Source organism: Pseudomonas sp. NFACC46-3, assembly GCF_900114515.1.
Taxonomy (GTDB): domain Bacteria; phylum Pseudomonadota; class Gammaproteobacteria; order Pseudomonadales; family Pseudomonadaceae; genus Aquipseudomonas; species Aquipseudomonas fluorescens_Q.
Window position 1 is genome coordinate 67,952 of sequence record NZ_FOTH01000016.1, and the last position, 24,364, is coordinate 92,315.

19 protein-coding genes and 2 pseudogenes are annotated in these 24,364 nt (G+C 58.5%); 6 read left to right on the forward strand and 15 right to left on the reverse strand.

Annotated elements, in window-relative coordinates:
- Positions 1 to 21 precede the first annotated feature (21 nt).
- The 3 genes from BM300_RS17075 to BM300_RS17085 all read right to left on the reverse strand — a co-directional run bounded on the left by BM300_RS17075 (position 22) and on the right by BM300_RS17085 (position 2,325).
- Positions 22 to 819 carry an acyl-CoA thioesterase gene (locus BM300_RS17075; protein WP_092345797.1) on the reverse strand — a complete coding sequence of 266 codons (798 nt, stop codon included), beginning with the start codon at positions 817 to 819 and terminating at the stop codon, positions 22 to 24.
- Positions 820 to 1,167: 348 nt separating this feature from the next.
- On the reverse strand, positions 1,168 to 1,929 hold the full coding sequence (locus BM300_RS17080; protein ID WP_092144852.1) for a CHAD domain-containing protein: 762 nt from the start codon (positions 1,927 to 1,929) through the stop codon (positions 1,168 to 1,170).
- 105 nt (positions 1,930 to 2,034) lie between these two features.
- Positions 2,035 to 2,325, reverse strand: coding sequence for a hypothetical protein (locus BM300_RS17085; RefSeq protein WP_057448452.1), 291 nt, complete (start codon positions 2,323 to 2,325; stop codon positions 2,035 to 2,037).
- 207 nt (positions 2,326 to 2,532) lie between these two features.
- Here BM300_RS17085 and BM300_RS17090 point away from each other — a divergent pair, with 207 nt between their 5' ends.
- Entirely contained in the window at positions 2,533 to 3,570 is a 1,038-nt protein-coding gene (locus BM300_RS17090; protein ID WP_003199314.1) for a patatin-like phospholipase family protein, read from the forward strand.
- Between the two features lie 178 nt (positions 3,571 to 3,748).
- On the opposite strand, the gene BM300_RS17095 is transcribed toward BM300_RS17090, so the two are convergent.
- From BM300_RS17095 to kdpF, 6 genes are all read right to left on the reverse strand, one after another.
- A complete protein-coding gene (locus tag BM300_RS17095; protein WP_092144854.1) occupies positions 3,749 to 4,447 on the reverse strand; it encodes a response regulator in 699 nt (232 codons plus the stop codon).
- Positions 4,448 to 4,511: 64 nt separating this feature from the next.
- Positions 4,512 to 7,163: a sensor histidine kinase gene (locus BM300_RS17100; protein WP_092144856.1), complete on the reverse strand. Its 2,652-nt coding sequence runs from the start codon at positions 7,161 to 7,163 to the stop codon at positions 4,512 to 4,514.
- A gap of 193 nt (positions 7,164 to 7,356) precedes the next feature.
- Complete coding sequence (kdpC, locus tag BM300_RS17105) at positions 7,357 to 7,902, reverse strand: potassium-transporting ATPase subunit KdpC (RefSeq protein ID WP_092463393.1); 546 nt, start codon at positions 7,900 to 7,902, stop codon at positions 7,357 to 7,359.
- Between the two features lie 204 nt (positions 7,903 to 8,106).
- A complete protein-coding gene (kdpB, locus tag BM300_RS17110; protein ID WP_092222928.1) occupies positions 8,107 to 10,161 on the reverse strand; it encodes a potassium-transporting ATPase subunit KdpB in 2,055 nt (684 codons plus the stop codon).
- A 10-nt stretch (positions 10,162 to 10,171) separates the two neighbouring features.
- Positions 10,172 to 11,866, reverse strand: coding sequence for a potassium-transporting ATPase subunit KdpA (gene kdpA, locus BM300_RS17115; RefSeq protein WP_092345791.1), 1,695 nt, complete (start codon positions 11,864 to 11,866; stop codon positions 10,172 to 10,174).
- An 8-nt stretch (positions 11,867 to 11,874) separates the two neighbouring features.
- The gene (kdpF, locus tag BM300_RS17120; RefSeq protein ID WP_063322338.1) at positions 11,875 to 11,964 is read right to left on the reverse strand and encodes a K(+)-transporting ATPase subunit F; all 90 of its coding nucleotides are present in this window, start codon (positions 11,962 to 11,964) and stop codon (positions 11,875 to 11,877) included.
- 393 nt (positions 11,965 to 12,357) lie between these two features.
- On the opposite strand from kdpF, the gene eat reads away from it, so the two are divergent.
- Together eat and BM300_RS17130 are read left to right on the forward strand one after the other, a co-directional pair.
- Positions 12,358 to 13,722, forward strand: coding sequence for an ethanolamine permease (eat, locus tag BM300_RS17125; RefSeq protein WP_092144864.1), 1,365 nt, complete (start codon positions 12,358 to 12,360; stop codon positions 13,720 to 13,722).
- 120 nt (positions 13,723 to 13,842) lie between these two features.
- Positions 13,843 to 14,010 carry a DUF2897 family protein gene (locus BM300_RS17130; protein WP_014337248.1) on the forward strand — a complete coding sequence of 56 codons (168 nt, stop codon included), beginning with the start codon at positions 13,843 to 13,845 and terminating at the stop codon, positions 14,008 to 14,010.
- Positions 14,011 to 14,208: 198 nt separating this feature from the next.
- On the opposite strand, the gene BM300_RS17135 is transcribed toward BM300_RS17130, so the two are convergent.
- Complete coding sequence (locus tag BM300_RS17135) at positions 14,209 to 15,060, reverse strand: urea carboxylase-associated family protein (protein ID WP_092144866.1); 852 nt, start codon at positions 15,058 to 15,060, stop codon at positions 14,209 to 14,211.
- Positions 15,061 to 15,453: 393 nt separating this feature from the next.
- Between BM300_RS17135 and BM300_RS17140 the strand changes: the two genes are divergently transcribed.
- The 3 genes and pseudogenes from BM300_RS17140 (at position 15,454) to BM300_RS17155 (ending at position 18,560) form a co-directional block, all read left to right on the forward strand.
- A complete protein-coding gene (locus BM300_RS17140) occupies positions 15,454 to 16,557 on the forward strand; it encodes an acyltransferase family protein (RefSeq protein ID WP_170862067.1) in 1,104 nt (367 codons plus the stop codon).
- A 126-nt stretch (positions 16,558 to 16,683) separates the two neighbouring features.
- Positions 16,684 to 17,033: pseudogene (tnpB, locus tag BM300_RS30395) on the forward strand (IS66 family insertion sequence element accessory protein TnpB).
- Positions 17,034 to 17,051: 18 nt separating this feature from the next.
- Positions 17,052 to 18,560: pseudogene (locus tag BM300_RS17155) on the forward strand (IS66 family transposase).
- A gap of 138 nt (positions 18,561 to 18,698) precedes the next feature.
- Here BM300_RS17155 and BM300_RS17160 read toward each other — a convergent pair.
- From BM300_RS17160 to BM300_RS17180, 5 genes are all read right to left on the reverse strand, one after another.
- A complete protein-coding gene (locus tag BM300_RS17160) occupies positions 18,699 to 19,034 on the reverse strand; it encodes a ComEA family DNA-binding protein (protein WP_092345785.1) in 336 nt (111 codons plus the stop codon).
- 114 nt (positions 19,035 to 19,148) lie between these two features.
- Complete coding sequence (locus BM300_RS17165) at positions 19,149 to 21,143, reverse strand: polysaccharide biosynthesis protein (protein ID WP_092345783.1); 1,995 nt, start codon at positions 21,141 to 21,143, stop codon at positions 19,149 to 19,151.
- A gap of 116 nt (positions 21,144 to 21,259) precedes the next feature.
- Complete coding sequence (locus BM300_RS17170; protein WP_092345781.1) at positions 21,260 to 22,276, reverse strand: MraY family glycosyltransferase; 1,017 nt, start codon at positions 22,274 to 22,276, stop codon at positions 21,260 to 21,262.
- A 27-nt stretch (positions 22,277 to 22,303) separates the two neighbouring features.
- A complete protein-coding gene (locus BM300_RS17175) occupies positions 22,304 to 23,266 on the reverse strand; it encodes an NAD-dependent epimerase/dehydratase family protein (protein WP_092345779.1) in 963 nt (320 codons plus the stop codon).
- Complete coding sequence (locus BM300_RS17180; protein WP_092345777.1) at positions 23,263 to 24,360, reverse strand: glycosyltransferase family 4 protein; 1,098 nt, start codon at positions 24,358 to 24,360, stop codon at positions 23,263 to 23,265. The genes BM300_RS17175 and BM300_RS17180 overlap by 4 nt, the downstream gene beginning before the upstream one ends.
- Positions 24,361 to 24,364 lie beyond the last annotated feature (4 nt).

Below are 24,364 nucleotides of genomic sequence, written 5' to 3' on the forward strand. Positions count from 1 at the left end.
CAAATCTTGATCGGAGCAGCCTTAGCCAAAGATCGTGACCGTCTGCCGGCTCAGGGCGATCAAGCGGCCATCGGCGCTCCAGAACTTCGCGGCGACATGGCCGTAACCGTCTTGGGCATGCTCGATCTCGGCCAGGTACTTGCACCAGTCCAGTGTCGTGAGGTCCAGCAGCGGCTGGACGAACTCGATGGTCCACGTGAGCGTGCTGCCCGGGGCCATTTGCGAAAGGTGCGGCAACAAGGCCGGCGGCCAGGCGTCCACCAAGGCCAGGATATGACTTTCGTTCAGCGGCTCCTCCTGCACATCACCGCGCAAGCGCACCCAGCCGCCCATGCTCCGGGATTTATTGCCGCTGAACGGCAAGCCGCCAACACTCCAGCGCATTGCCAGGTGACGCATGAATTCCGGCGTAGCGCCTTTGACATAAGGCAGTTCCTGGCATTGCTCCACGCTTTTGAATTCTGGCGCGGGATCGGCCTGCACCGCCACCACGGATGAGCGCGATGCGCCGAAACTGCCTTGCACCACGGTCACCACCTGGCCGTTCTGCACCGCGCGCCCCAGCACCTGGCTCACTGCCTTGCCTTCACGCAATACGTCGACTTCGAAACTCACAGGCACATCGGGTTCGACCGGGCCGACAAAGGTGATCGCCAGCGAGCGCACCGGGCGATCCGCCGGCACTTGGGCACGCATCGCCTCATATTGCAGCGCCGCCACCAACCCGCCAAAACTGGCCCGCCCCTGGCCCCATTCAGGCGCGATGCTCACCGCACCTGGCTGCCGGCGCACGGCATCGATCAAATCGGAAAAGCGCATGACGACCTCGAAAACAGGGAAAAGGATGAAGGGATCTTAACCAGCCCGGGCTGGCGGCACAGGGCTCATTCCGGCCAAAGAGACTGACAGAAAAGCCGAGGATCTTGAATTTCCCCTGTGGGAGCGTAATGGTGTTCACTTAAGGCAATCAACAAACCCGTGGCAAGGGAGCTTGCTCCCGCTGGGCTGCGAAGCGGCCCCTGAATCTGCCAAATGCGCAGCATCAGACACACCGCACCCGCCGGTTTACGACTGCTTCGCAGCCGAGCGGGAGCAAGCTCCCTCGCCACAGGTGCATCATTTTCTTAAGTGAACAGCATTACCGCTGGGAGCGGGGATGTGCTGGGTTCAGGATTTTTCGAAGCAACTGGCAATCAGCTTGTCGAGCACCTTGTCGGACTTGGCCTCGGCCTTTTCCATGGCAGCGTGCCAGGTTGGCACACAAGCGTGCAGATCGGTTTCTTCCTTGGCCCTGGCCAGCCACTGCCAGCAATCGTGCCAGTCGCCCAGTGCGGCCTGGGCGGATTTGAGCCGGGGCAGGGCCGCTTCGGGCAGTCGGTCGAGTTCAGGGTAGGCTTCGATGGCGTAGCGCACGCGCTTGATCAGCAGGCGCAATCGATGGCGGTCATGGGCCGGATCGCGCAGGGCTTCGCCGAGTTTCTTCCACTGTTTTTCCAAGCGCTTTTCGATGCGTTTGCGCAAACCCTTCAGCAACCCCTCGCGCTGGGAGGCACGAATGAAGCGCGGGAAGGCATCGAGGATCATCAGCAACTGCGCCAGTTCAACACTCGCGGCCACGGCGGGGTAAGCCTCGGCCATTTGCACCTGGCGTCGCCGCGCCGCCTCGGCCTGGCCATGCTGCTCCAGGTAGGCGGCCAACACTTCCCGGTCGCGCAATGGCGTGGTCAGGCTGCCGACCGCCGAAGCAGCCGTTTCCAGCTGTTCGACGCCGGGCAAACCACGCAATGGACGAAGCAGGCTGCGCAAACGGCGTACCGTGGTCCGCAAGTCATGCAGCGCTTCGCTGTCGGTATGGGCATTCAAGCGGGCCTGACAGGCCAACAGGCGGACTTCCAGGCCCAGTATCCGGGCCACCAGCCGATCGATCATGGGGCGTACTCCGTACGCAGCTCCAAGCGTCGAGCTGCAAGCTTCAAGAGAGGAGCGGTGTGCGCCCTTCACTTGTAGCTTGCAGCTCATGGCTTGTCGCTGCCGTTATCGTCCTGCGCGGGACTCACGAATGTAGAAACGCGCCTTCTCGGCTTTCTTGGCGCAGCCTTCGAACGCTTCGAATTGCTGCTGGGTCTTGGCGCCCGTCAGCAGGGACAGGGCCTTGGAGTAGCTGACGGTGCCGGCAAAACCTTCGGCCTTGGCCAGGTCCAGTTCACGCCAGGCGCTGTCGAGCTGGCTGCCACAACTGTCGCGGTAAGCGGTTTTGCCTGCGCAACCGGCCAGGGCCAAAACCATCAAAGAAGCCACCAAGGGCAGGCGGATCCGAGCTTTCATCAATAACACCTCAAGTCAGGTCAACAGTCGTGCTATTAAGACGGTGGCAACGGCGAAAAGTGCCTTGCTTGACCGCGTAAATTCAAGTGTGGCCGAGCATACGCAAATGCCGTCACGGCGTGTCAAAAAACGACGCGTGCGCCACAACGATTGAGCCAAGTCGTCGATGGGTGCATTGTTGAAATCTGTTCGACAAGAGGCCGGGTCATGACAAAACGTGTCGCATTGGTATTGGGTTCGGGTGGCGCCCGGGGCTATGCCCATATCGGGGTGATCGAAGAAATCGAACGACGTGGCTACGACATTGCCTGCATCGCCGGTTGTTCCATGGGCGCGGTCGTGGGTGGGATCTATGCGGCGGGCAAGCTTGAGGAGTACCGCAACTGGATTGAAAGCCTGGATTATCTGGACGTCCTGCGCCTGGTAGACGTCAGTTTTCGCCTGGGGGCGATCCGTGGCGAAAAGGTCTTCGGACAGATCCGCAAGATCGTCGGCGAAATCAACATTGAACAATTGCGTATCCCCTACACCGCCGTCGCGACCGACCTGACCAACCAGCAGGAAATCTGGTTCCAGGAAGGCTGCCTGCATCAGGCAATGCGCGCCTCGGCGGCGATTCCCAGCCTGTTCACACCCGTGATGCAAGGCAACCGCATGTTGGTGGATGGCGGCCTGCTCAACCCATTGCCGATCGTGCCGGTGGTATCGAGCCACTGCGACCTGATCATCGCGGTCAACCTCAACGCCACCAACCAGAAACAATATCGGTTACCGGTGATCCCGCGCCCCGCCGCGTTCCGGCGGCGCTTCGACACCCTGGTCAGCTCCCTGGGATCGCGCCTGCCGTTTCGCCGCAAGCAGGCCGAGCAGCTGTTGCTGCTGGAGCAGGAAGCCTTGAAGGCCGAAGCCGCTGACATCAACCCGTGGATCGACTCGGCCGAGCCCGAAGGCCAACAACCGGCCGCCGCACCAGAGAACGAAGGCGCACCGAAATCCGCCACCGGTTCGTTCATCATCGACAACGTCGGCCCGGCCTCGTTGCTGGACTTGATCAACCAGAGCTTCGAAGTGATGCAGACCTCGCTGGCCCAGTACAAGATCGCCGGTTACCCGCCGGATGTGCTGATCAACGTGCCTAAACGGGTGTGCCGGTTCTTCGAGTTCTACAAGGCACCGGAGTTGATCGCACTGGGGCGGGAGATTGCCAGCGATACTTTGGATCGGTATGAGAGTGACCAGAACTGAGCACGATCGCTGAGCCCTTGTGGCGAGGGAGCTTGCTCCCGCTGGGGTGCGAAGCGCCCCCAAAACCGCACGCTCGGTGTATCAGGTTCATTGAGTTGGCTGTATCGGGGCTGCTGCGCAGCCCAGCGGGAGCAAGCTCCCTCGCCACATGAGTGCACGACTTGAAGCCTGTTCGAGGCTAAGCCCCACCCTCCCCCAACAACCGATACCCCACCCCCGCCTCGGTCACAATGAACCGCGGTCGGGTCGGGTCGTCGGCCAGTTTCTGGCGCAGGTGGCCGACCACGATCCGCAGGTAGTGACTGTCTTCGGTGTGGGTCGGGCCCCAGATGTCCTTGAGCAGTTGCTGCTGGGTAATGACCCGCCCCGGGTGCCGCGCCAGTTGCGCCAGCACGGCGTACTCCTTGCGAGTCAGGGACACTTCGCTGCCGTCCAGCAGCACGCGTCGATACGCCAGGTCCACCGTCAGCGGGCCGAACTTCAGCGCGGCTTCCTGCGGCTCGCCAGCCGGGGCCTGGCGCAACAAGGCGCGGATGCGGGCGAGAAATTCCTGGATGCCGAACGGCTTGGTCACGTAATCGTTGGCACCATTGTCCAACGCCTCGACCTTCTGCGCTTCGCTGGCCCGCACCGAGAGCACCAGCACCGGCACCGTCGACCATTGGCGAAACTCGCGCAACACTTGCTGGCCGTCGATGTCCGGCAGGCCCAGGTCGAGTATCAGCAGATCGGGCTTGTTCAACGCCGCTTGGGCAAGCCCTTCAGCGCCGGTGCCGGCTTCCAGCACCTTGTAACCTTGGGAACTCAGGCTGATGCGCAGGAATTTGCGGATCTGCGGTTCGTCATCGATGACCAAAAGGGTCGCGGTCTGGCTCATGGCGCTCGTTCGTTGCAATCAGGTGAAAAGGCAAGCAGGTAGGACGAGAGTAACGCAGCGCCGCTCAAGCTTCATCGTCCATGCCCGGTTGTGCCTGTAAGGGCAGGTGCAACGTGATGCAGGTGCCGAGCCCGTCGAGGCCATCGGCCACGCTGATTCGCCCGCCATGGGCACCGACCATGCCCTGGCAGATGGCCAATCCCAACCCCGTGCCCTGCCCGCCCCGATCGCCGCGCGCGGCGGTATAGAACATGTCGAAGATGTTCTCTCGCTCTTGCTCAGGGATCCCGGGCCCCTCGTCAGCCACCGCAAAAAACACTTCGCTGTCGGTCACGCCGGCGCTCAGCAGCAGTCGCCCGTGAACGGGTGAGAATCGCGCAGCGTTCTCCAGCACGTTTACCAGGGCCTGTTCGATCAACGCCGCATGGACATACAGCAAGGGCAATTCAGCGGGCACCTCGACACTGAGCGCCAGCGGTGCCAACACCGCCCGCAGGCGGTTCAGCGCGCTGCCGACGATATCGGCTGGCGACACCCAGTCTCGCGCCAGCTTCAGAGCGCCGTGGCCAAGACGGGTCATGTCCAGCAGGTTCTGGATGTAGCGATCCAGCCGCTCTGCCTCATCGCGGGTGCCTTCGAGCAGTTCACGGCGATCGGCCAGAGGGATCGCCTCCCCCAGCGCCAACAGGCTGTCGATGCTGCCGCGCATGGACGTCAGCGGCGTGCGCAAGTCATGGGACACCGAAGCCAGCAAGGCGCTGCGCAGTTGCTCGGTTTCACCGTGCAGGCGCGCCGCTTCCAGGTCCTGGGCCAGTTGCGCCCGGGCCAACGCCTGGGCCAATGGTTGACTGAGCGCCGCCAGTAAACGCCGACGCTGGCCGCTCAGCGGCTTGCCTTCGTTCGGGCACACCCCCAGCAACCCCAGTGGCCCACCTTCCGCCGACAGCGGCCACCACCACCAGCGTCCGGAGGGCAACGTCCCGGTGCCGGCACCGGCGGGCTGGTCATGCTGCCAAGCCCAATCGGCCGCCGCACGTTCGGCCTCGGTGAATGTCAACGGCTCGCCCGTCTCGACCTTCCAATCGTGCTGGCCGTCGCGATTGAGCAGGCAAAGCTGCAAGTCGTGCAGGCCGTTGAGGTGCTGCGCGGCGGCGCTGATCACCGCCTGGCGGTCGGTGGCGGCAGTGAGTTTGCGCGACAGGTCGAGCAGTTCGCCGGTTTCCTGCTGGGTGTCGCGCAAGGCTTGCAATTGTCGGCGCTGACGGGCCGCCAGATTGCCGGTCAGGGCCGCCATCAGCAGGAAAAAAACCAGGGTCAGCACGTCTTCTTCGCGCTGGATGGTGAAGGAAAAATTCGGCGGGATGAACAGGAAGTCATAGGCCAGGAACGACAGCGCCGCGCAGGCCAGCGCCGGACCGAGGCTGCTGCGTACCGCCACCAGCAACACTGCCATGAGGAAAACCAGGGAGATATTGGGCAGCGCCAGCCACCCTGAAATACCCCAGGCCAACGCGCTGGCCGCCACGGTCGCCATCAACGCCAGCGCATAGTCGAACCCAGTCTGGACGGCGTTCGAACGCACGCGGGCGGGACGGGGCTGTTCATCGCTGTCCAGCACGTTGATTTCCAGTCCCCGGGCATCGCGCAGCAAGCGTGAAGCCAAGCCACCGCCGAACAACCGTCGCCGCAAACGCGGCCGGGACTGGCCCACCAACAGTAGCGTGGCGCGACGTTCGGTGGCGTGCTGGATCAAGGTCTTGGCGACTTCGCCGGCCCGCAACAGCACCACTTCGCCGCCGAGGCGTTCAGCCAACTGCTGGGCATTTTGCAGATACTGTCGCGATGACTCGTCGTGCGCGACGCCACTGTCTACGTGGACCAGGCTCCACGGCAGATGCCGGCGCTGGGCGACGCGGCTGGCGTGGCGCACCAGACGCTCGGCCTGCACGTCGGCGCCTACCCCCACCAGCAAGCGTCCGCGTACCGCCGGCGCAGCCTGGCCCAGTTGCCGATAACCCTGGGCCAAATCGTTGTCCACCTGGGCGGCGGCGGTCTGCATGGCCAGCTCACGCAACGCGGTCAGGTTGGTCTGGGTGAAAAACGCATCGATCGCCGCTCGCGCCTGCTCCGGCACATAGACCTTGCCATCACGCAGGCGCTCCAGCAGCTCGCGCGATGGCAGGTCGATCAACAGCAGTTCATCGGCTTCCTGCAAGACCCAGTCCGGCAGCGTCTCGCGCACCTGCACTCCGGTGATGCCGCGCACCTGGTCGTTGAGGCTTTCCAGGTGCTGGACATTGACGGTGGTGTAGACATCGATGCCGGCGGCGAGCAGTTCCTGGATGTCTTGCCAGCGTTTGGCATGACGACTGCCGGGGGCGTTGCTGTGGGCCAGTTCGTCCACCAGCACCAGGGCCGGGCGGGCCGCGAGCAGGCCGTCGAGATCCATTTCTTCGAGCATGACGCCGCGATATTCCGAACGCACCAACGGTTGCTGCACCAGACCGCCGAGCAGTGCTTCGGTTTCGGCACGACCGTGGGTTTCCACCACGCCGGCGACGACTTTCACGCCTTGACGCAGTTGGGTGTGGGCCGCTTGCAGCATGGCGTAGGTCTTGCCGACACCGGGCGCCGCGCCCAGGAAGACCTTGAGCCGGCCACGATCGTTACGGGGCAGATTGGCTAACAGTGCGTCGGCGCGGCCGGAGTCGCTCATGGCGTGGAAATCTCTTTCAAATATTGATCAAACACCCTGTGGGGAGCCGGACCTGTGGAAGCAAAGCATATGAGCACTGGACCTGTGGGAGCAAAGCTTGCTCGCGATCAAGACGACACAGTCCAACGGATGGACCGCGTTATCGTTCATCGCGAGCAAGCTTTGCTCCCACAGGCCCGGCTCCCCACAGGTTCTACAGTTTTTCCAACGCCAGGTTCAGCGCCAGCACATTCACCACTGGCGGGCCCACCAAGGATTGCTCGGTGTTGTCGTCGAGCAGTTGCTGCAAGGTCGAGGCCGGCAGGTTGCGCGCTGCGGCGACACGCGCCAGTTGATAGGCAATCGCCGCCGGAGGCAAGTGCGGATCCAGCCCGCTGGCGGAGGTGGTCAGCAAGGCCAGCGGCACCGGGCCCTGGCCGGGCACCTGGAGTTTTTGGGCGTCATCGATCACCCGCGAGGCCAGAGCCGGATTGCTTGGGGAGAAGTTGCTGGCGCCGCTGGCAACCGTGGCGAAGGCACCGGCCGACGGCCGTGGATGAAACCACGCATCGCCGGTGAAATCCTGGGCGATCAGCGTCGAGCCACGGACCTTGCCGTCGGCATCGACGACCAGGCTGCCGTTGGCCTGGGCGGGAAACGCGACTTGCGCCACGCCGGTGACCACCAGCGGGTACGCGACACCGGTGATCAGGGTCATCAGTAGTAACAGGCTCAAGGCCGGGCGAATCAAAGTGGACATCTCAAAATCCTCGAATCAAAAAATTCATCGTGGCGAGGGAGCTTGCTCCCGCTGGGCTGCGAAGCAGCCCCAAAACCAGCCACAACTGTGTGTCAGGCGGGTTGCAGTCAATTTCCTGGGGGTTGCTTCGCAACCCAGCGGGAGCAAGCTACCTCGCCACAAAACCTCTCCTGGCACAAAAAATCCGTGGGCCGAACATCCAGCTCAAACCAGGTGCAACGCCGTCAGCAACATATCGATCGCCTTGATCCCCACGAACGGCACCACGATCCCGCCCAGGCCATAGATCAGCAGATTGCGTCGCAACAGCGCCGCCGCACTTGCCGCTTGCACGCGCACGCCACGCAGGGCCAGGGGGATCAGCACGACGATGATCAAGGCGTTGAAGACGATGGCCGACACAATCGCGCTCTGGGGGCTGCTCAGGTGCATCACATTCAACACGCCGAGCTGTGGATAAATCGAAGCGAACAGCGCCGGCAGGATCGCGAAGTACTTGGCGATGTCGTTGGCGATGGAAAAGGTGGTCAGTGCGCCACGGGTCACCAGCAGTTCCTTGCCGATCTGCACCACATCGAGCAACTTGGTCGGGTCGCTGTCGAGGTCGACCATGTTGGCCGCTTCCCTCGCGGCCTGGGTGCCGTCGTTCATCGCCATGCCGACATCGGCCTGGGCCAGGGCCGGGGCGTCGTTGGCACCGTCGCCGCACATGGCCACCAGCCGACCGTCATTTTGCTCATGACGGATACGCGCCAGTTTTTTCTCCGGCGTGGCCTCCGCCAGCACGTCATCGACACCGGCCTCGGCGGCAATCGCCGCAGCGGTCAATGGGTTGTCGCCGGTGACCATCACCGTGCGGATCCCCAGCTTGCGCAACTCGGCAAAGCGCTCGCGAATGCCCGGCTTGACCACGTCCTTGAGATGGATCGCGCCGAGCAACTTGCCGTCCACGCACACCAGCAACGGCGTGCCGCCACTCTGGGCGATCTTGTCGACCTCCCGCGCCAATGCCTGTGGCAACTCATTGCGTGCAAGGCCGATGAAGTCCAGCAACGAATCCACGGCGCCCTTGCGGTAGATGCGGCCCTGATAGTCGACGCCGGACAAACGGGTTTCAGCACTGAACGGCACGGCCCTCAGCGCTTCGACGCCAGGCTCGGACTGTGGATGCAAACCTCGCAGGTACTCGACGATGGACTTGCCCTCTGCGGTATCGTCAGCCAACGAGGCGAACAGCGCGCCTTCGGCCAGTTCCTTGGCGCTCACACCGGCGGCGGCATAGACCGCTGTACAGCGACGATTGCCAAAGGTGATGGTGCCGGTCTTGTCCAGCATCAGCACATGCACGTCCCCCGCCGCCTCCACCGCGCGGCCGGACTTGGCGATCACGTTCAGGCGCACCAGCCGATCCATCCCGGCGATGCCGATGGCCGACAGCAGCCCGCCGATGGTGGTGGGAATCAACGTCACCAACAGCGCCACCAGAAACACCAGCGGCAGGTTGGCGTTGGCGAAATGGGCGAACGGTTGCAGCGTCACCACCACCAACAGGAAGATCAGCGTCAGACCGATCAACAGAATATCCAGCGCCACCTCGTTCGGCGTTTTCTGGCGCTTGGCACCTTCGACCAAGGCGATCATGCGGTCCAGGGTGGACTCGCCGGGATTGCTGGTGATGCGTATCAGCAACCAGTCGGAGACCAGCCGCGTGTTGCCGGTGACGGCCGAGCGATCGCCGCCGGACTCGCGGATGACCGGCGCCGATTCGCCGGTGATCGCCGCCTCGTTGACCGCGGCGATGCCTTCGATCACCTCACCGTCGCCGGGAATCATGTCGCCGGCCTCGACGCGCACCACGTCGCCTTTGCGCAGCCGGGTGGCGGGGATGATTTCAAAGCCGCTGGCGGTCTGGCGACGTGCGTTGAGACCTTCGCTGCCGGCCTTGAGGCTGTCGGCCCGGGCTTTGCCGCGGCCTTCGGCCAAGGCTTCGGCGAAGTTGGCGAACAGCACGGTGAACCACAGCCACAACGCAATTTGCGCAGCCACAAATGTCGGCACGGCGCTGTCGGGGATGAAGCACAACACAGTGGTGAGGATCGCGGTCAGTTCCACCACCAGCATCACCGGCGCGCGGTGCAACTGGCGTGGATCGAGCTTGACGAAGGCTTGCACCAGCGCCGGCCGCCAAAGGGCCGACAGGTGGGTCTTCGGTTGTTCCGGTGCCTTGGCGGCGACGGTTTTGCTCATCGGCATATTCATCATCAGGTCCTCAGAAGCCCATGCTCAGGTGTTCGGCAATCGGCCCCAGCGCCAGGGTCGGCAAGAAGGTCAAGCCGCCTACCAACAGAATGGTCACGGTCAACAAGGTCACGAACAGCGGGCCGTGAGTGGGGAAGCTGTTCTGGCCAATCGGCGCGGTCTTCTTCAAGGCCAGGCTGCCGGCCAACGCCAGCACCGGCAGGATGTAGCCGAACCGACCGATCAACATGCCCAGGCCCAGCATCAGGTTGTGGAAAGGTGTGTTGGCGCCGAACCCGGCGAATGCCGAACCGTTGTTCGCTCCCGCCGAGGTGTAGGCGTACAACAACTGGCTGAAACCGTGGGCACCCGGGTTGCTCACCGCTGCGGCCGGCCCCGGCAGACTCGCGGCGACGGCACCCAGCACCAGCACACTCACGGGCATCACCAGCAGGGTTGCCACCAACAGCTGCACCTCCCGGGCGCCCAGCTTCTTGCCCAGGTATTCCGGGGTGCGACCGATCATCAAGCCGGCCAGGAATACTGCGATCAGTACGTTCAACAGCATCCCGTAGAGCCCGGCCCCGACGCCGCCGAAGATCACCTCGCCGACCATCATGTTCACCAGCGACACCATGCCGCTGAGCGGGCTGAGGCTGTCGTGCATGGCGTTGACCGAGCCGTTGGACGCTGCCGTGGTGGTCACCGACCACAGCACCGTGGCCGTGGTGCCGAAGCGTGCTTCCTTGCCTTCCAGCGGCGCGGCTTGCTCGACGGCCGGGTTGTCCAAGGCAGGGTTGGGCTGGTATTCGGCCCACAGCGACGTGGCGCCGCCAATCAGGAACAAAGCAAGCATGCAGGCGATGATCGCCCGGCTCTGGCGCAAGTCCTTGACGTAATGGCCGAAGGTGAACACCAGCGCGGCGGGAATCAGGATGATCGAGGCGACTTCGAACAGGTTGCTCCAGGCCGTCGGGTTTTCGAACGGATGCGCCGAGTTGACGCCGAAGAAACCGCCACCGTTGGTGCCCAGTTGCTTGATCGCGATCTGGCTGGCGGCCGGCCCCAACGGGATGACCTGGTCGGCGCCCTGCAGCGTGACCCCGTGCACATAGTGCGCAAAGGTCTGCGGCACGCCCTGCCAGACCAGGAACAATGCCAGCAGCAGGCACAGCGGCAACAGCCCATAGAGGGTGGCGCGGGTCATGTCGACCCAGAAGTTACCCAGCGTTGCGGCGGACTTGCGCCCGATGCCGCGACACAGCGCCACCAGCACGGCCAGTCCCGTTGCGGCGCTGACAAAGTTCTGCACGGTCAGGCCGACCATCTGGCTCAGGTAGCTCAACGACGCTTCACCGCTGTAGGACTGCCAGTTGGTGTTGGTCATGAAACTCACGGCCGTGTTGAAGGCCTGGGTCCACTCCATACCCGGCAGTTGCTCAGTGTTGAGGGGCAGATATCCCTGCAGCAGCAGGATCACAAACAGCAATGCAAAACCCGCCAGGTTGAACGCGAGCAGGGCCAGGGTGTATTTCTGCCAGCTCTGCTCAGCGGTGGAATCGACACCGGCCAGGCGATAGCAACCGCGCTCCACCGGACCGAGGATCGGTGAAAGCCAAGTGCGCTGGCCCTCCATCACCTGGTAGTAAAAACGCCCCAGAAACGGTGCCGGAATCAGCACCAGGGCGAAAAAGCCGAGGATCAGCCCGTAGTCATAACCGTGCATATCCGCTCCTAGTTCCGATCGGCGCGCAACAGCGCAACCAGCAGATAAATGAACAGCGCCCCTGCCAGCAGCAGCGACACCCCGTCCAGAACATTCATGGGATTTCTCCGTGGTACGGCGTCGTGCCGTGTGTGGAGTGATTGTCGGCAGGTAGGCTGTAAAGGAACGAGATCGAGAGATCGGTTGGGGGATAAAGAATCTGTAAAAAAATCGGCTGGATGATTGGCTGGGCGGGCCTCTTCGCGAGCAAGCCCGCTCCCACAGGAGGTCGCGGTGTGAGCTCACCGCAAGTCCAGTGTGGGAGCGGGCTTGCTCGCGAAGGCGGCATTACCAGCGCCAACGCCCCCAACTGGCGCACAACAGGCGCACATCAAGCAAGGAACATCCCCGATACGACACGATTTCACCCATTACGACCGCCCCCGCCACCCTGGCACGCCCACTGCACTGCCCTCCCCAGCGCTTTTGCTATGGATCGAGGGGAGCCACCGATGAACACACAACTCAAACCCACCCTGGGCACCCTGCATTTATGGGGTATTGCCGTCGGCCTGGTGATTTCCGGCGAGTATTTCGGCTGGAGCTATGGCTGGGGCGTGGCCGGGACACTGGGCTTTTTGGTGACGTCCTTCATGGTGGCGGCCATGTACACCTGCTTCATTTTCAGCTTCACCGAGCTGACCACCGCCATTCCCCATGCCGGCGGGCCGTTTGCCTACAGCCGTCGCGCCTTCGGCGAGAAAGGCGGGTTGATTGCCGGCCTGGCGACACTGATCGAATTCGTCTTCGCCCCGCCAGCCATTGCCCTGGCCATCGGCGCCTACCTGAACGTGCAGTTCCCGGCCCTGGACCCGAAACACGCAGCGGTCGGCGCCTACATCGTGTTCATGGGCCTGAACATCCTCGGGGTCAAACTGGCCGCGACCTTCGAGCTGATTGTTTGCGTCCTGGCGGTGGCCGAACTGCTGGTGTTCATGGGCGTCGTGGCCCCGGCGTTCAGTTTCAGCAGCTTTGCCCTGAACGGCTGGGCCGGTTCCGATGTGTTCGGCGCACCGGCCATCGCCGGCATGTTTGCCGCGATCCCCTTCGCCATCTGGTTCTTCCTGGCCATCGAGGGCGCGGCCATGGCCGCCGAAGAAGCCAAGGACCCGAAACGCACGATTCCCAAGGCCTACATCAGCGGCATCCTGACCCTGGTAATCCTGGCGATGGGCGTGATGTTCTTTGCCGGTGGCGTGGGTGACTGGCGCACCCTGTCGAACATCAACGATCCCCTGCCCCAAGCCATGAAAACCGTGGTTGGCGAAAGCTCCGGCTGGCTGCACATGCTGGTGTGGATCGGCCTGTTCGGCCTGGTGGCGAGTTTCCACGGCATCATCCTTGGCTACTCGCGCCAGTTCTTCGCCCTGGCCCGCGCCGGTTACCTGCCCGCCTCCCTGGCCAAGCTGTCACGCTTCCAGACGCCGCACCGGGCGATCATCGCCGGTGGGCTGATCGGCATCGCGGCGATCTACAGCGACGGCCTGATCAACCTCGGCGGCATGACCCTGACTGCGGCGATGATCACCATGGCCGTGTTCGGTGCCATCGTCATGTACATCATGAGCATGCTCAGCCTGTTCAAACTGCGTAAAACCGAACCCAACCTGGAACGCACCTTCCGCGCACCGGGCTATCCGCTGGTACCCGGCATCGCCCTGGTATTGGCCGTGGTGTGCCTGGTGGCGATGGCCTGGTTCAACGCGCTGATCGGGCTGATCTTCCTTGGCTTCATGGTGGTGGGTTTCGTCTACTTCATCCTCACCGCACAGTTGCGTGCAGACGCTCCCGCCGATGCGATGCTGACCGGGCTTTGAGGTGAAGCCGACCGAACGGGCGTAGTATTGAACCACTGCGAGCAACCTTCGCTCATAAGTGGTAGGTGCGATGGACCGGCGAAATGTTCGTCCGTCCATCGCCCCCTCAAGGAGAGCCCTATGCCCTGGTATGCCTGGTTGATTCTGATTGTTGCAATCGGCTCGATCGTTGGTGGTCTGATGATGCTGCGCGACACCGCCCACAAGGTCGAGTTGACCGATGAGCAACGCAAGCGCGTTGCCGAGCGCAATGCGGAAATGGATGCGAAGGAGGCCAAGGATCGTTAACCGCTGCCTCACACACCACTCTTGTGGTGAGGAAGCTTCACACTCCGTACCCGTGGCGAGGGAGCTTGCTCCCGCTGGGGCGCGAAGCGCCCCCTCAAACCTGCCGACGCGGTGCGCCAGGCTGATTGAGTCATGATTTGGGGGCTGCTGCGCAGCCCAGCGGGAGCAAGCTCCCTCGCCACAAGAGCCCCTGCCGCCTTACTTCTCCCAATCCGCCTTGGCAATCTGCAAGCCATGCAACCCTTTGTATGCCGCCCGCTCAGGTTGGCTCCAGCCCTCCAGCAATGAATCCTCCAACCGATAGATCTCCACCCCCAGAGGACGACAGACGCTAAGGGGATCCTGCGCATCCGGCCCCCACATCGCCAGCGACAAGTCACCACCCGGGCAGGTGGACAGGGCGCACAACAGATCGATCTCGGCAAAAAACTCCAGGTAATCGCCCTTCTGCGCCGGACAGGCCTTCATGAAGTACATGTCGTCATGATTAAGCCCGGTGCACTGGAAGATATTCAGCACGTCGTGCACATCGAACTCAGTCAGGCCGTGAGGCAACACCGCACGGGTCAGGTTCGAGTGACAGTGATGATGAAAATCCTCCCCCGTCAGCATCTTGTTCACATAGGGATCACAGCGCGTACCCAGCAGATCGTGCAGTCGGCCACCATGCTCATCGATGCCATAACCGGCCAGACTGTCATCGGTGATGGTCACCAATGGCCGCAGGAATGGCAGGTTCGACCACAACCGATCATGGGTACTGACGTGGGCGCCCTGAAGCTGACGCGTGCGCGCCGCCCACAGGCGTTCCCGTGGATCGTGGGCGTTCCAGACGTTGAAGTCTCCTACCTGCGGGCCCACCGGAGTCGTGACTCGGAACACATGACCGGCGGGTACGTGCCAGGCCTTACCGGTACGGATCGGCACTTCGAACTGCTCGATCAGGGTGCGCTTGTCCTGCTGGGTGCGGATGCGGTCGTAGAAGGGTTTGTCCACCTGCAGGGCTGAACCTTTGCTGACCTGGTAGGCGGCTGGGTAGTCTTTGTACATGGCGCGGGTCCTTGATCAGGGGTGATGGGTGGGAGTTAGCAGTTGAAGAAGCAGTTGCTCGCGCTTCTGTCGCCTTCGACCGCCGCGAGCAACCCCACAGCAAGAGCTCAATGCTTATGCCTGCGCGTAACTTCAGATTGATCAGTGGATAAGGAAGGTCCGCTGTTCATGCTCAAAAGCCTCAGGACTGTTCAGCAGTTGGTTCTCCGCATTAGGTAATCACACTTCGTGCCACCTAGACCACTCAATGACCATGGATCTATGCGTCACATCTTCGAAGCCGCTTTCAAGCTATGAGTCGGTGTGGGTTAAAAGCCGAGAATCTGCGATACTACCCACCGCCTAATGGGCTTCATCTTAATATCAGCATTACCAACGCCGGACGAGCAACTAATGCATCGAGTAAACTCCATTGACTACATGAGAGGCCTTCTTGCCTTATGCGTGATGTTTTATCACTTCATGAGCTGGAGCATAGGAACTCCCGACAGCAGCACCACGCTAGGAAGACTGGGGGTATATGCAGTATCGACATTTTATATCATCAGCGGCATATCACTCTATCTTGCATACTCCGACTTAAAGTTTTCCCGCCAGAATCTACTCACCTACGTCACAAAGCGTTTTTTCAGAATTGCTCCTCTCTACTGGATTGCCACGCTTTTAACGGGCCTTTATCTATATTTAGCAACACAAAATTTTACTATCAACTGGGAAAAATACATATCCAACCTCACCCTTACTTTTGGATATTATCATCCTAAAAACTACATTCCCGTCGGTGGCTGGTCAATTGGAAACGAAATGGTTTTTTATGCTCTATTTCCATTCCTCGTCGCATCCGCAAAACATAAATGGTCATATCTCTGCGCCAGCCTAGCCCTTGGCTCTATATACTTTTACTTCTCAAGCCACTTATTAACCCCCGAACAGAGCCTAGCCCAACAATGGGTAACATATATAAACCCATTTAACCAAGCATTTCTTTTCGCCATAGGTGTGGGCATCGGCATGATGAGAAAATCGCATGTAAGTGCGAACAACCTATACCCCATGACCGCACTCGTCTTTGCTTGCATAGCTTTCATATACTGGCCTGTCGACGGCAATCAAATTAACATCGTCACAGGGTTCAATAGAGCATTCTTCACCTTCACATGCGGAATCGCTTGCTGGTCAGTACTAAATCTGAATATAAAGTCGCAAAAATATACCACACCAGCATTAAAGTTCATCGGTGATATTTCGTACTCAGTATATCTACTGCATGGTGCAGCCTTATTTTACACTTCAGAATACCTTCTCCCCTTGTTTTATAGCAGTCCAACACCGTATGAAAAATTACAGTTTTTCTGCATCATTACCTTACCACTCACGATCACCTTAAGTTATTTTATTTACCGCCTCATTGAAAAGCCTTTCATTAATCTTGGGAGGCATTTAACCAATCAATCGAGACAAAATAATTTATCTGTTAGGACGACAACAGGACAATGAGAGACTGAGCAATAGTATCGAGTAGAGGCGGATTTGCATCGTAAGCGCTCCATAAACCCCACATCCAAGCGCTTAGCTGATGTCGGATACTGTGCTCCCGATTCTCTCAGGAGCCCGTTCGCCATGATGCGACCCGACGCCAAAGTCGAAAAAGTGTATCTGTACCCCAAGCCGGTCGACTTCCGAAAATCCATCGACGGCCTGGCTGCCTTGGTCGAGCTGGACATCAAGGTCGCCGTTTTCGACCCAGTGCTCTTCGTCTTCCTCAATAAGCCACGTAATCGAGTGAAGATTTTGTACTGGGAGCGTTCTGCCTTTGGCTAAAGCGCCTGGAGTCCGAGCGATTCCAAACTTCGCCTGATGCCACCGACGAGGCGATTGTCCTGACTGTTCAAGAACTCAACTGGATGCTCGACGGCTTTGACCTCTGGCGTAACCGCCTTCATCAGGTTTTGACGCCTCGATTTGTGGCCTGATTCGGTATAATCCCGGGCATGCACTCCATGCCCGATAATCTCCCCCGACGATCCCCAATTGCTCAAGCAGATGCTTGCGAAGATGCAGTCGCGGGTTGGTTTGCTTGAGGAAGAAAACGCGCTGCTACGTCAGCGCTTGTTTGGTCGAAAGTCTGAGCAAGCGGTCGATTCTGCCATGCCACAGATGGCCCTTTTCAACGAAGCGGAAAGCGTTGCCGAACCTGTCGGCGAAGATGCTGATGAAGAGGTCGTCTCACCCATCAGGCGTCGGGGTAAACGCAAGCCGCTGCCTGCTGACCTGCCACGTATCGAAGTCATCCACGCACTTCCCGAACATGAACTGACCTGCTTCTGTGGCTGTCGTAAACACGTGATTGGCGAAGAAGTCAGCGAGCAACTTGAAATCGTGCCGATGCAGATTCGGGTCATCAAACACGTACGTCAGGTTTACGGCTGTCGCGACTGCGAAACGGCGCCGGTCACTGCCAATAAACCGGCCCAGTTGATTGAAAAAAGCATGGCCAGCCCAAGCGTTCTGGCGATGCTGCTGACCACCAAATACGTGGACGGCTTGCCGCTTCACCGCTTTGAAAATGCACTGGGTCGCCACGGCATCGATATTCCTCGTCAGACCTTGGCACGCTGGGTTATCCAGTGCGGCGAGCACTTCCAGCCACTCCTGAAATGCGCGACAACCTGTTGGCCAGCCGTGTCATCCACTGCGATGAAACTCGCGTGCAGGTGCTCAAAGAGCCTGGCCGAGAGCCGAGCAGCCAGTCATGGATGTGGGTTCAAACCGGCGGCCCGCCCGATAAGCCGGTGATTCTTTTCGACTACTCCACCGGCCGAGCGCAGGAAGTACCTGCACGTCTGCTCAAGGGCTATCGTGGCTATCTCATGGCCAATGATTACGCCGGTTACAACGCGCTGGGTGCTCAACCTGGCATTGAGCGCCTGGGATGCTGGGCCCATGCTCGTCGCAAGTTCGTTGAAGCACAAAAAATGCAACCCAAAGGCAAGACGGGACGCGCAGATATTGCATTGAAATTGATCAGCAAACTGTACGGTATCGAAATCGCTTACAAAGAGAAAAGCGATGAGGCGCGCAAAAAAGCTCGCCAGGACTTGAGCTGCCACGTAATGGGACAACTCAGAGAGTGGTTGCGCAAAATCCTGCCTTATGTGACTACACAGAATGCACTTGGCAAGGCAGTTACCCACCTGGCAAACAACTGGGACAAGCTTGAACGGTATGTCGAGGAAGGCTACCTGCCTATCGACAATAACGCCGCCGAACGAGCCATCCGCCCCTTCGTGATCGGGAGAAAGAACTGGCTTTTTAGCGACACGCCTAGAGGCGCGAAGGCCAGCGCTCAACTTTACAGCCTGGTCGAGACTGCCAAAGCCAACGGCCAAGAGCCTTATGTGTGGCTGCGCCACGCACTTGAGCGCTTGCCAATGGCATCCTCGGTTGAGGATTACGAGGCCCTGCTGCCATGGAACTGTTCGCCGACATCGTCTAGCTGACGGCGCCGCCCACTTTCAAGTCGGTGGGGTTTATGGAGCGCTTACAACCGAACAGCGCCAGTCACGGCGCTACGCGCCATGCCTGACGCACCATATAAAAAAGGCCGATCATTCGATCGGCCCTTCTTTTTCATGCGCTCAATTAACTTCCAGCTTGTCACGATTCCTGTCGAGAATCGCCTTGCCGATCCCCTTGACCTCCAGCAATTCGTCCACCGAAGAGAAGGGCCCATTATTCTCCCGATACGCAACAATCGCCTCGGCCTTGCCCTTCCCTATCCCTGACAGCTCGCGCTGCAGCGTGGCAGCATCCGCCCCGTTCAAATCCACCTTGGTACTCTGCGTTTTGGCTGGCTGCTCCACTGCTTGCGGCGTAGCAACCACCTCAGGCTTGACCACTGGGGCGGCGATAGCAGCAATCGAGGCGCTGGTGAGAAAGGCAAAAACCAGAGAGTAGAAATAGCCTGTACGCATAAATGACGCTCCATGACATCGTTAAGAGAGAAGCAGCTTTTCCGAAGCTGCCTCTCAAACTTAGGCGATGAGGTGCCGCTGTCAAAAATGTGTACGTTACAGCGTATGTAACAATCAGGGTTCGAGACGGCGTTGCTGATAGATCCAGTCGACAATCTCGCCGTCTGGAGCGTAACCACTGACAGTGTCCCGAAGCAGCTGGCGGACCCTGGTGTAGTCATCGCGCTCGATGGCGGCCAGCAACTCAGCTAGCTTGATCTTGAGCGTGTCCCAAGACAGATGGTCCTCATTGGCACTCATGATCATCGGGTGCTGGGTGGCGACGACGTTGTCGCCAATCAGCAATTCTTCGTAAAGCTTCTCGCCTGGACGCAGGCCAGTGAACTCGATTGCAATGTCGCCGTGGGGGTTCTTTTCCGAACGGACGCTCAAGCCAGACAGGTGAATCATCTTTTCCGCCAGCTCGACGATCTTTACCGGTTCGCCCATGTCCAGCACAAACACGTCTCCGCCCAACCCCATGGACCCCGCCTGTATGACCAACTGAGCGGCCTCGGGAATGGTCATGAAGTAACGCGTGATTTTTGGGTGCGTGACGGTCAACGGCCCGCCGGACTTGATCTGTTTGTGGAACAGAGGAATAACCGAACCGGATGACCCCAACACGTTGCCGAACCGAACCATGGTGAAACGGGTTTTATTGACCCTTGAAACGTTGGCCTTGTCACCGAATAACACGGGGGCCAGTTCGCGGCTAAGGGCCTGCAAGGTCAGTTCTGCAAGCCGCTTGGTGCTGCCCATTACATTGGTTGGGCGCACCGCTTTATCCGTGGAGATCAGCACGAAGTTCGATACGCCTGCCTGCAACGCAGCCTGTGCCGTATTCAACGTCCCGATCACATTGTTCAGGACGCCTTCGGCAATGTTGTGTTCGACCATCGGGACATGCTTATAAGCGGCGGCGTGATAGACCGTGTCGACATTCCAGGTCTTCATCACGTCCAGCAGTTTGTCCTGATCTCGTACCGATCCAAGGATAGGCAGCAACCGAACCGACAGCGACTCCCGAACCACTCGAGGCTCAAGCTCAGACAGGATGCTATAGAGATTGAATTCGCTATGCTCATACAGCAGCAGCGTAGTCGGCTTCAGTGCCAGTATTTGCCGACAAAGCTCGGAGCCGATCGAGCCACCGGCTCCAGTGACCAGGACCGACTGGCCAGTGATGCAATGCTCTAGCAGATCAGGTTGCGCGGGAACCGGATCGCGCCCTAGAAGGTCAGCGATGTCCACTTCCTGGATGTCATCTACCTTGACCCGGCCGCTGGCCAGGTCCATGAACCCAGGGACGCTGCGTACATGCAGGGGAAAACCTTCAAGCAGCGTCAAGATCTCCCGACGGCGCCCACGTGACGAGGAAGGCACCGCCAGCAGAATTTCCTGCGCGCCGGTTGTGTCGATCATTTTCTGGATATGCTTGGGCGCGTAGACCTGTAGTCCAGCGATCACGCGGTCAGCGATGCTGTTGTCATCATCGATGAACGCGACCGGTCGCATCACCCGCCCCATGCGCAGCGCGGCCACGAGCTGGTTACCTGCGGCCCCGGCACCATAAATAGCAACCTTGGGCAGACCGTCGTCACGGTTGGTGAAGGGCACATGCTGGGCTGCGGTAAACCAGTCCCCCAGGAAGTACTGCCGCATCATCAGGCGCAAGCCGCCAATCATGATCAGGCTCAGCCACCAATAGTTGAAAATGATGGAGCGTGGCACCACGGTTTTGTGGTTGCTGTACCAATACACCACCAAAGCCAGCAGCAAGGCCGAAAGGCTGACCGCCTTGCAAATCGTGATCAGCGCGTCGTTACCGAAATAGCGCATGACCGCGCGATACATGCCAAAGCGAATGAAAATAGGAATAGCGATCAGCGGAGCGGTTACGAAAAGCCACAAATGTGTCTCGATTGGGCTGGCCAACGCCTCGACACCCAGTCGAACGACAAATGCCAGCCACAAGGCGACCCAAACCAAAACCACATCGGTGGCTACTTGGATTGCGCGCTTGTGGCGTCTAGGCAGCCCCAACAAAGCCGATCTTATTTTATCCATAACCCCTTCACGCACCTTGGCCAGCTCCTAAAACAAATGCATTCCTATAAAGCACGCAATTATAATTCCGTCCCCTAGACAACCGATAAGGAAAAAACGCGAACCTTACCATGAAATCAGGGCGTCTCCAGCTCACCAGCATGGAACCTGGCGGCAAGCAACCCCAACGGGAGATAGGCCACTATCAAAGCCAATGCGCCATCCATGTTCCACAAAACGACAGATGCCGCCAGAGGCAGGAGCCAGAACAGGTTAATCACCACCACCGCCACGGTTACCGGCAAATGACGGCCATACTGACGCGAAGCGAATTGGTATGCGTGACTGCGGTGGGCTTCATACACCTTATCGCCTCGTAGAAGGCGTCGGATCAAGGTGACGGTCGCATCGACGATGAACACCCCCAACAAAATTAGCCAGACCCAAAGCAGTTTGGGTGAAGCCCAGGCTGCCTGCAACGACAACAAACCGAGAATGATCCCGAGGAACCCACTCCCTGCGTCCCCCATGAAAATTCGTGCGGGCGGGAAATTCCAGTATAAAAATCCCCCCACTGCCATTGCGAGTACCAGTGGCGCCACGATCAAGCTATCGAAGCCAGCCAACCAGTAAAGCAAACAAGCTCCGAGGCAAGTGCAAATCGCCTCGACGCTAGCGATACCGTCGATACCGTCCATGAAGTTATAGAGGTTGAGCATCCAGACCAGGTAGAACACTGCCAAGACGTGCCCAAACCAAGCCAAATCAAGTTCAAGACCAAACAAGCTGATTGCCGGCAAACCGCCCAACCAATACAACGCCCAAATTGATGCTGTGAAATGACCGAGCAACCGCCAGCGGGCAGCGATGTGACCGTGATCGTCCAAGAATCCCAGCACAGCGATCCCAGATCCAGCTCCCAGCATTGCCCACATGGTTGGCCAAGACTGGAAGCCGGTAGCTGTCAATATGGGTAAGGCCAACAGGAAGCTGAGGACGATCGCCACGCCGCCACCACGAGGGGTGGGGACTGTATGTGAGCTACGGGCATTGGGGATGTCAATAATGCTTCGGGCCAATGCATAACAGCGCAAACTATAAGTTAAGATCAATGAGGATCCGACAACTGATAGCAATAGAAAAAATAAATTCATTTTATATCGGCCATATATGGAAACCCGCTAAAGCGAATTCTTACGGAACTTATAAGCTGTGCCAGCTTGAACCAAAGCATCTACCGGATCAATAGGCGGCGTCCAACCCAATAAGCTCCTAGCTTTACTTGAGTCAATAACGAGAGACTTACACAGCTGCGTGTATACGGGCGTCCTGCAAAATATTGCGGCCATCGATCGAAGAAACACGTCCGGCACCGGCAAAAGAATTGAACGTTTCCCCATGCCCCGACCGATCATTCGAATAATATCAGGAGTTGAAAAACTTTTACCATCCGAAACCAGAAAAAGCTCGTTACCTGCTGCTCTATTATCCACACAGACCCTAATGAAGTCCGTGAGATTCTCTAACGCGATGATGCTTCTAGCATTGCGAACGGAACCTAACGGCAAAGGTAACCCCATATCAACCGCTTTTAATAATCGAGAAAAATTTCCAGGAGCATCGGAGGAATATACTAGAGGTGGCCGAATAATCACCAGTTCCATTGAGCTGTTTCGCGTAATCGTCCTAAGTTCCTCTTCAGCCTCCATTTTTGACACAGCATAGTCGGCATGAGGCAAACAAGGGGTTTTTTCATTAATGGAAACATTTGTAGTCACCCCCCCATTTACACCGATTGAGCTTATGAAAATGAAACGTTTAACTCGATGCTCCAAAGCTTGTTTCGCAAGCGAGACTGCCCCTCCCACGTTTACCCGTCGAAACTCGTATAAAGGATTACGGAATGATTCACTTAAAACATGAGCACGTGCAGCCAGGTGAATAACCACATCCACACCAGATAACGCTGCATGCCAATCAGTATCAAAGGAAATATCACCAACTGAGATGTAAGATTCTCTCGAGGAAATAACAGCGCCCTCTCCTCTTACAGCACCGACCAAATAAAAATCTGTTGTGCCTAACAGAGTGGACACTAAATTCCGACCTAAGAAGCCGTTAGCCCCGGTAATTAGAACCTTCATTTCAAAACATCTCGATAAATAGAAAGCGTCTTATCTAACATCCCATCAAACAAAAACGCCTTTTCGAATCGTTCCTTTCCTGCTGCCCCCATTGCACGCCTCATTTCGGAAGAGCCAAGCATAGACCTTATAGCTTCAGCCAAGTTATTAATATCGTTTCTTGACACAAGTATACCCGTACACCCGTCTTGGACTGCTTCGCTAACCCCCCCTACGTCAGAGGCTATTACCGGTAGGCCCGCTCGCATAGCCTCAAGAATGGTTAGAGGAAATCCTTCCCAGTTTGTGATCAACAGAAAAATTTGAGAGTTATTTAATCTCTCAGGAATATCGTCACAAGCGCCCGAAAACAATACGCGCCCCTCCAGCCCAAATTGCTTCACAAGTTGCTTAATATTACAAATAGAAGGGCCATCACCTACAAATTCTAACGTCCATGAAATATCCTGCAACAGTGCCAAAGCTCTCACCAGACCAACTTGGTCTTTTTGCTCATCAAATCGAGCAACCATAATCATCTTGGGGGAAGCAGTATCTTGAAAAATGGTGCTATCTAACTCTAGCGCCGGCATTCCATTGTGCACCGTACAAATAAGGCCTTCATCCCCCACCCCTGAACTTAGCGCAATTTTCCGATCATAGTTGGAGACAGTAATAATTCGGCTTGCCAAAAAAGCCATAACACGTTCGACCGCCTTATAAAACTTACGCCGCCCGGCCGATACCCCCTCAGTAAACGCCCAACCGTGCGCTGTAAAAATAACAGGTATACCTAGAGATTTAGCTACTAACCGTCCTAAAATACCCACTTTAGAAGAATGAAGATGAATGAGATCAGGCTCGATATCCTTTATATATTTTCGCAATTCAAAAAAAGCAAAAACATCTTTAAACAGATTTATATTTCGAATCAAAAACTTTAAAGAGATAACAGGAATGTTTTTTTTGTTGGCACGCGCCACAAGGACACCCTTCCCGCCCACCAAAATGATAACTTCGTGCCCAGCCTTCTGCGCACCACTAGCCAGATCAAGTACGTGAACACTCGCTCCGCCCATGGTATCTGAGCGTGTGATTACATAGACGATTTTCACTTAC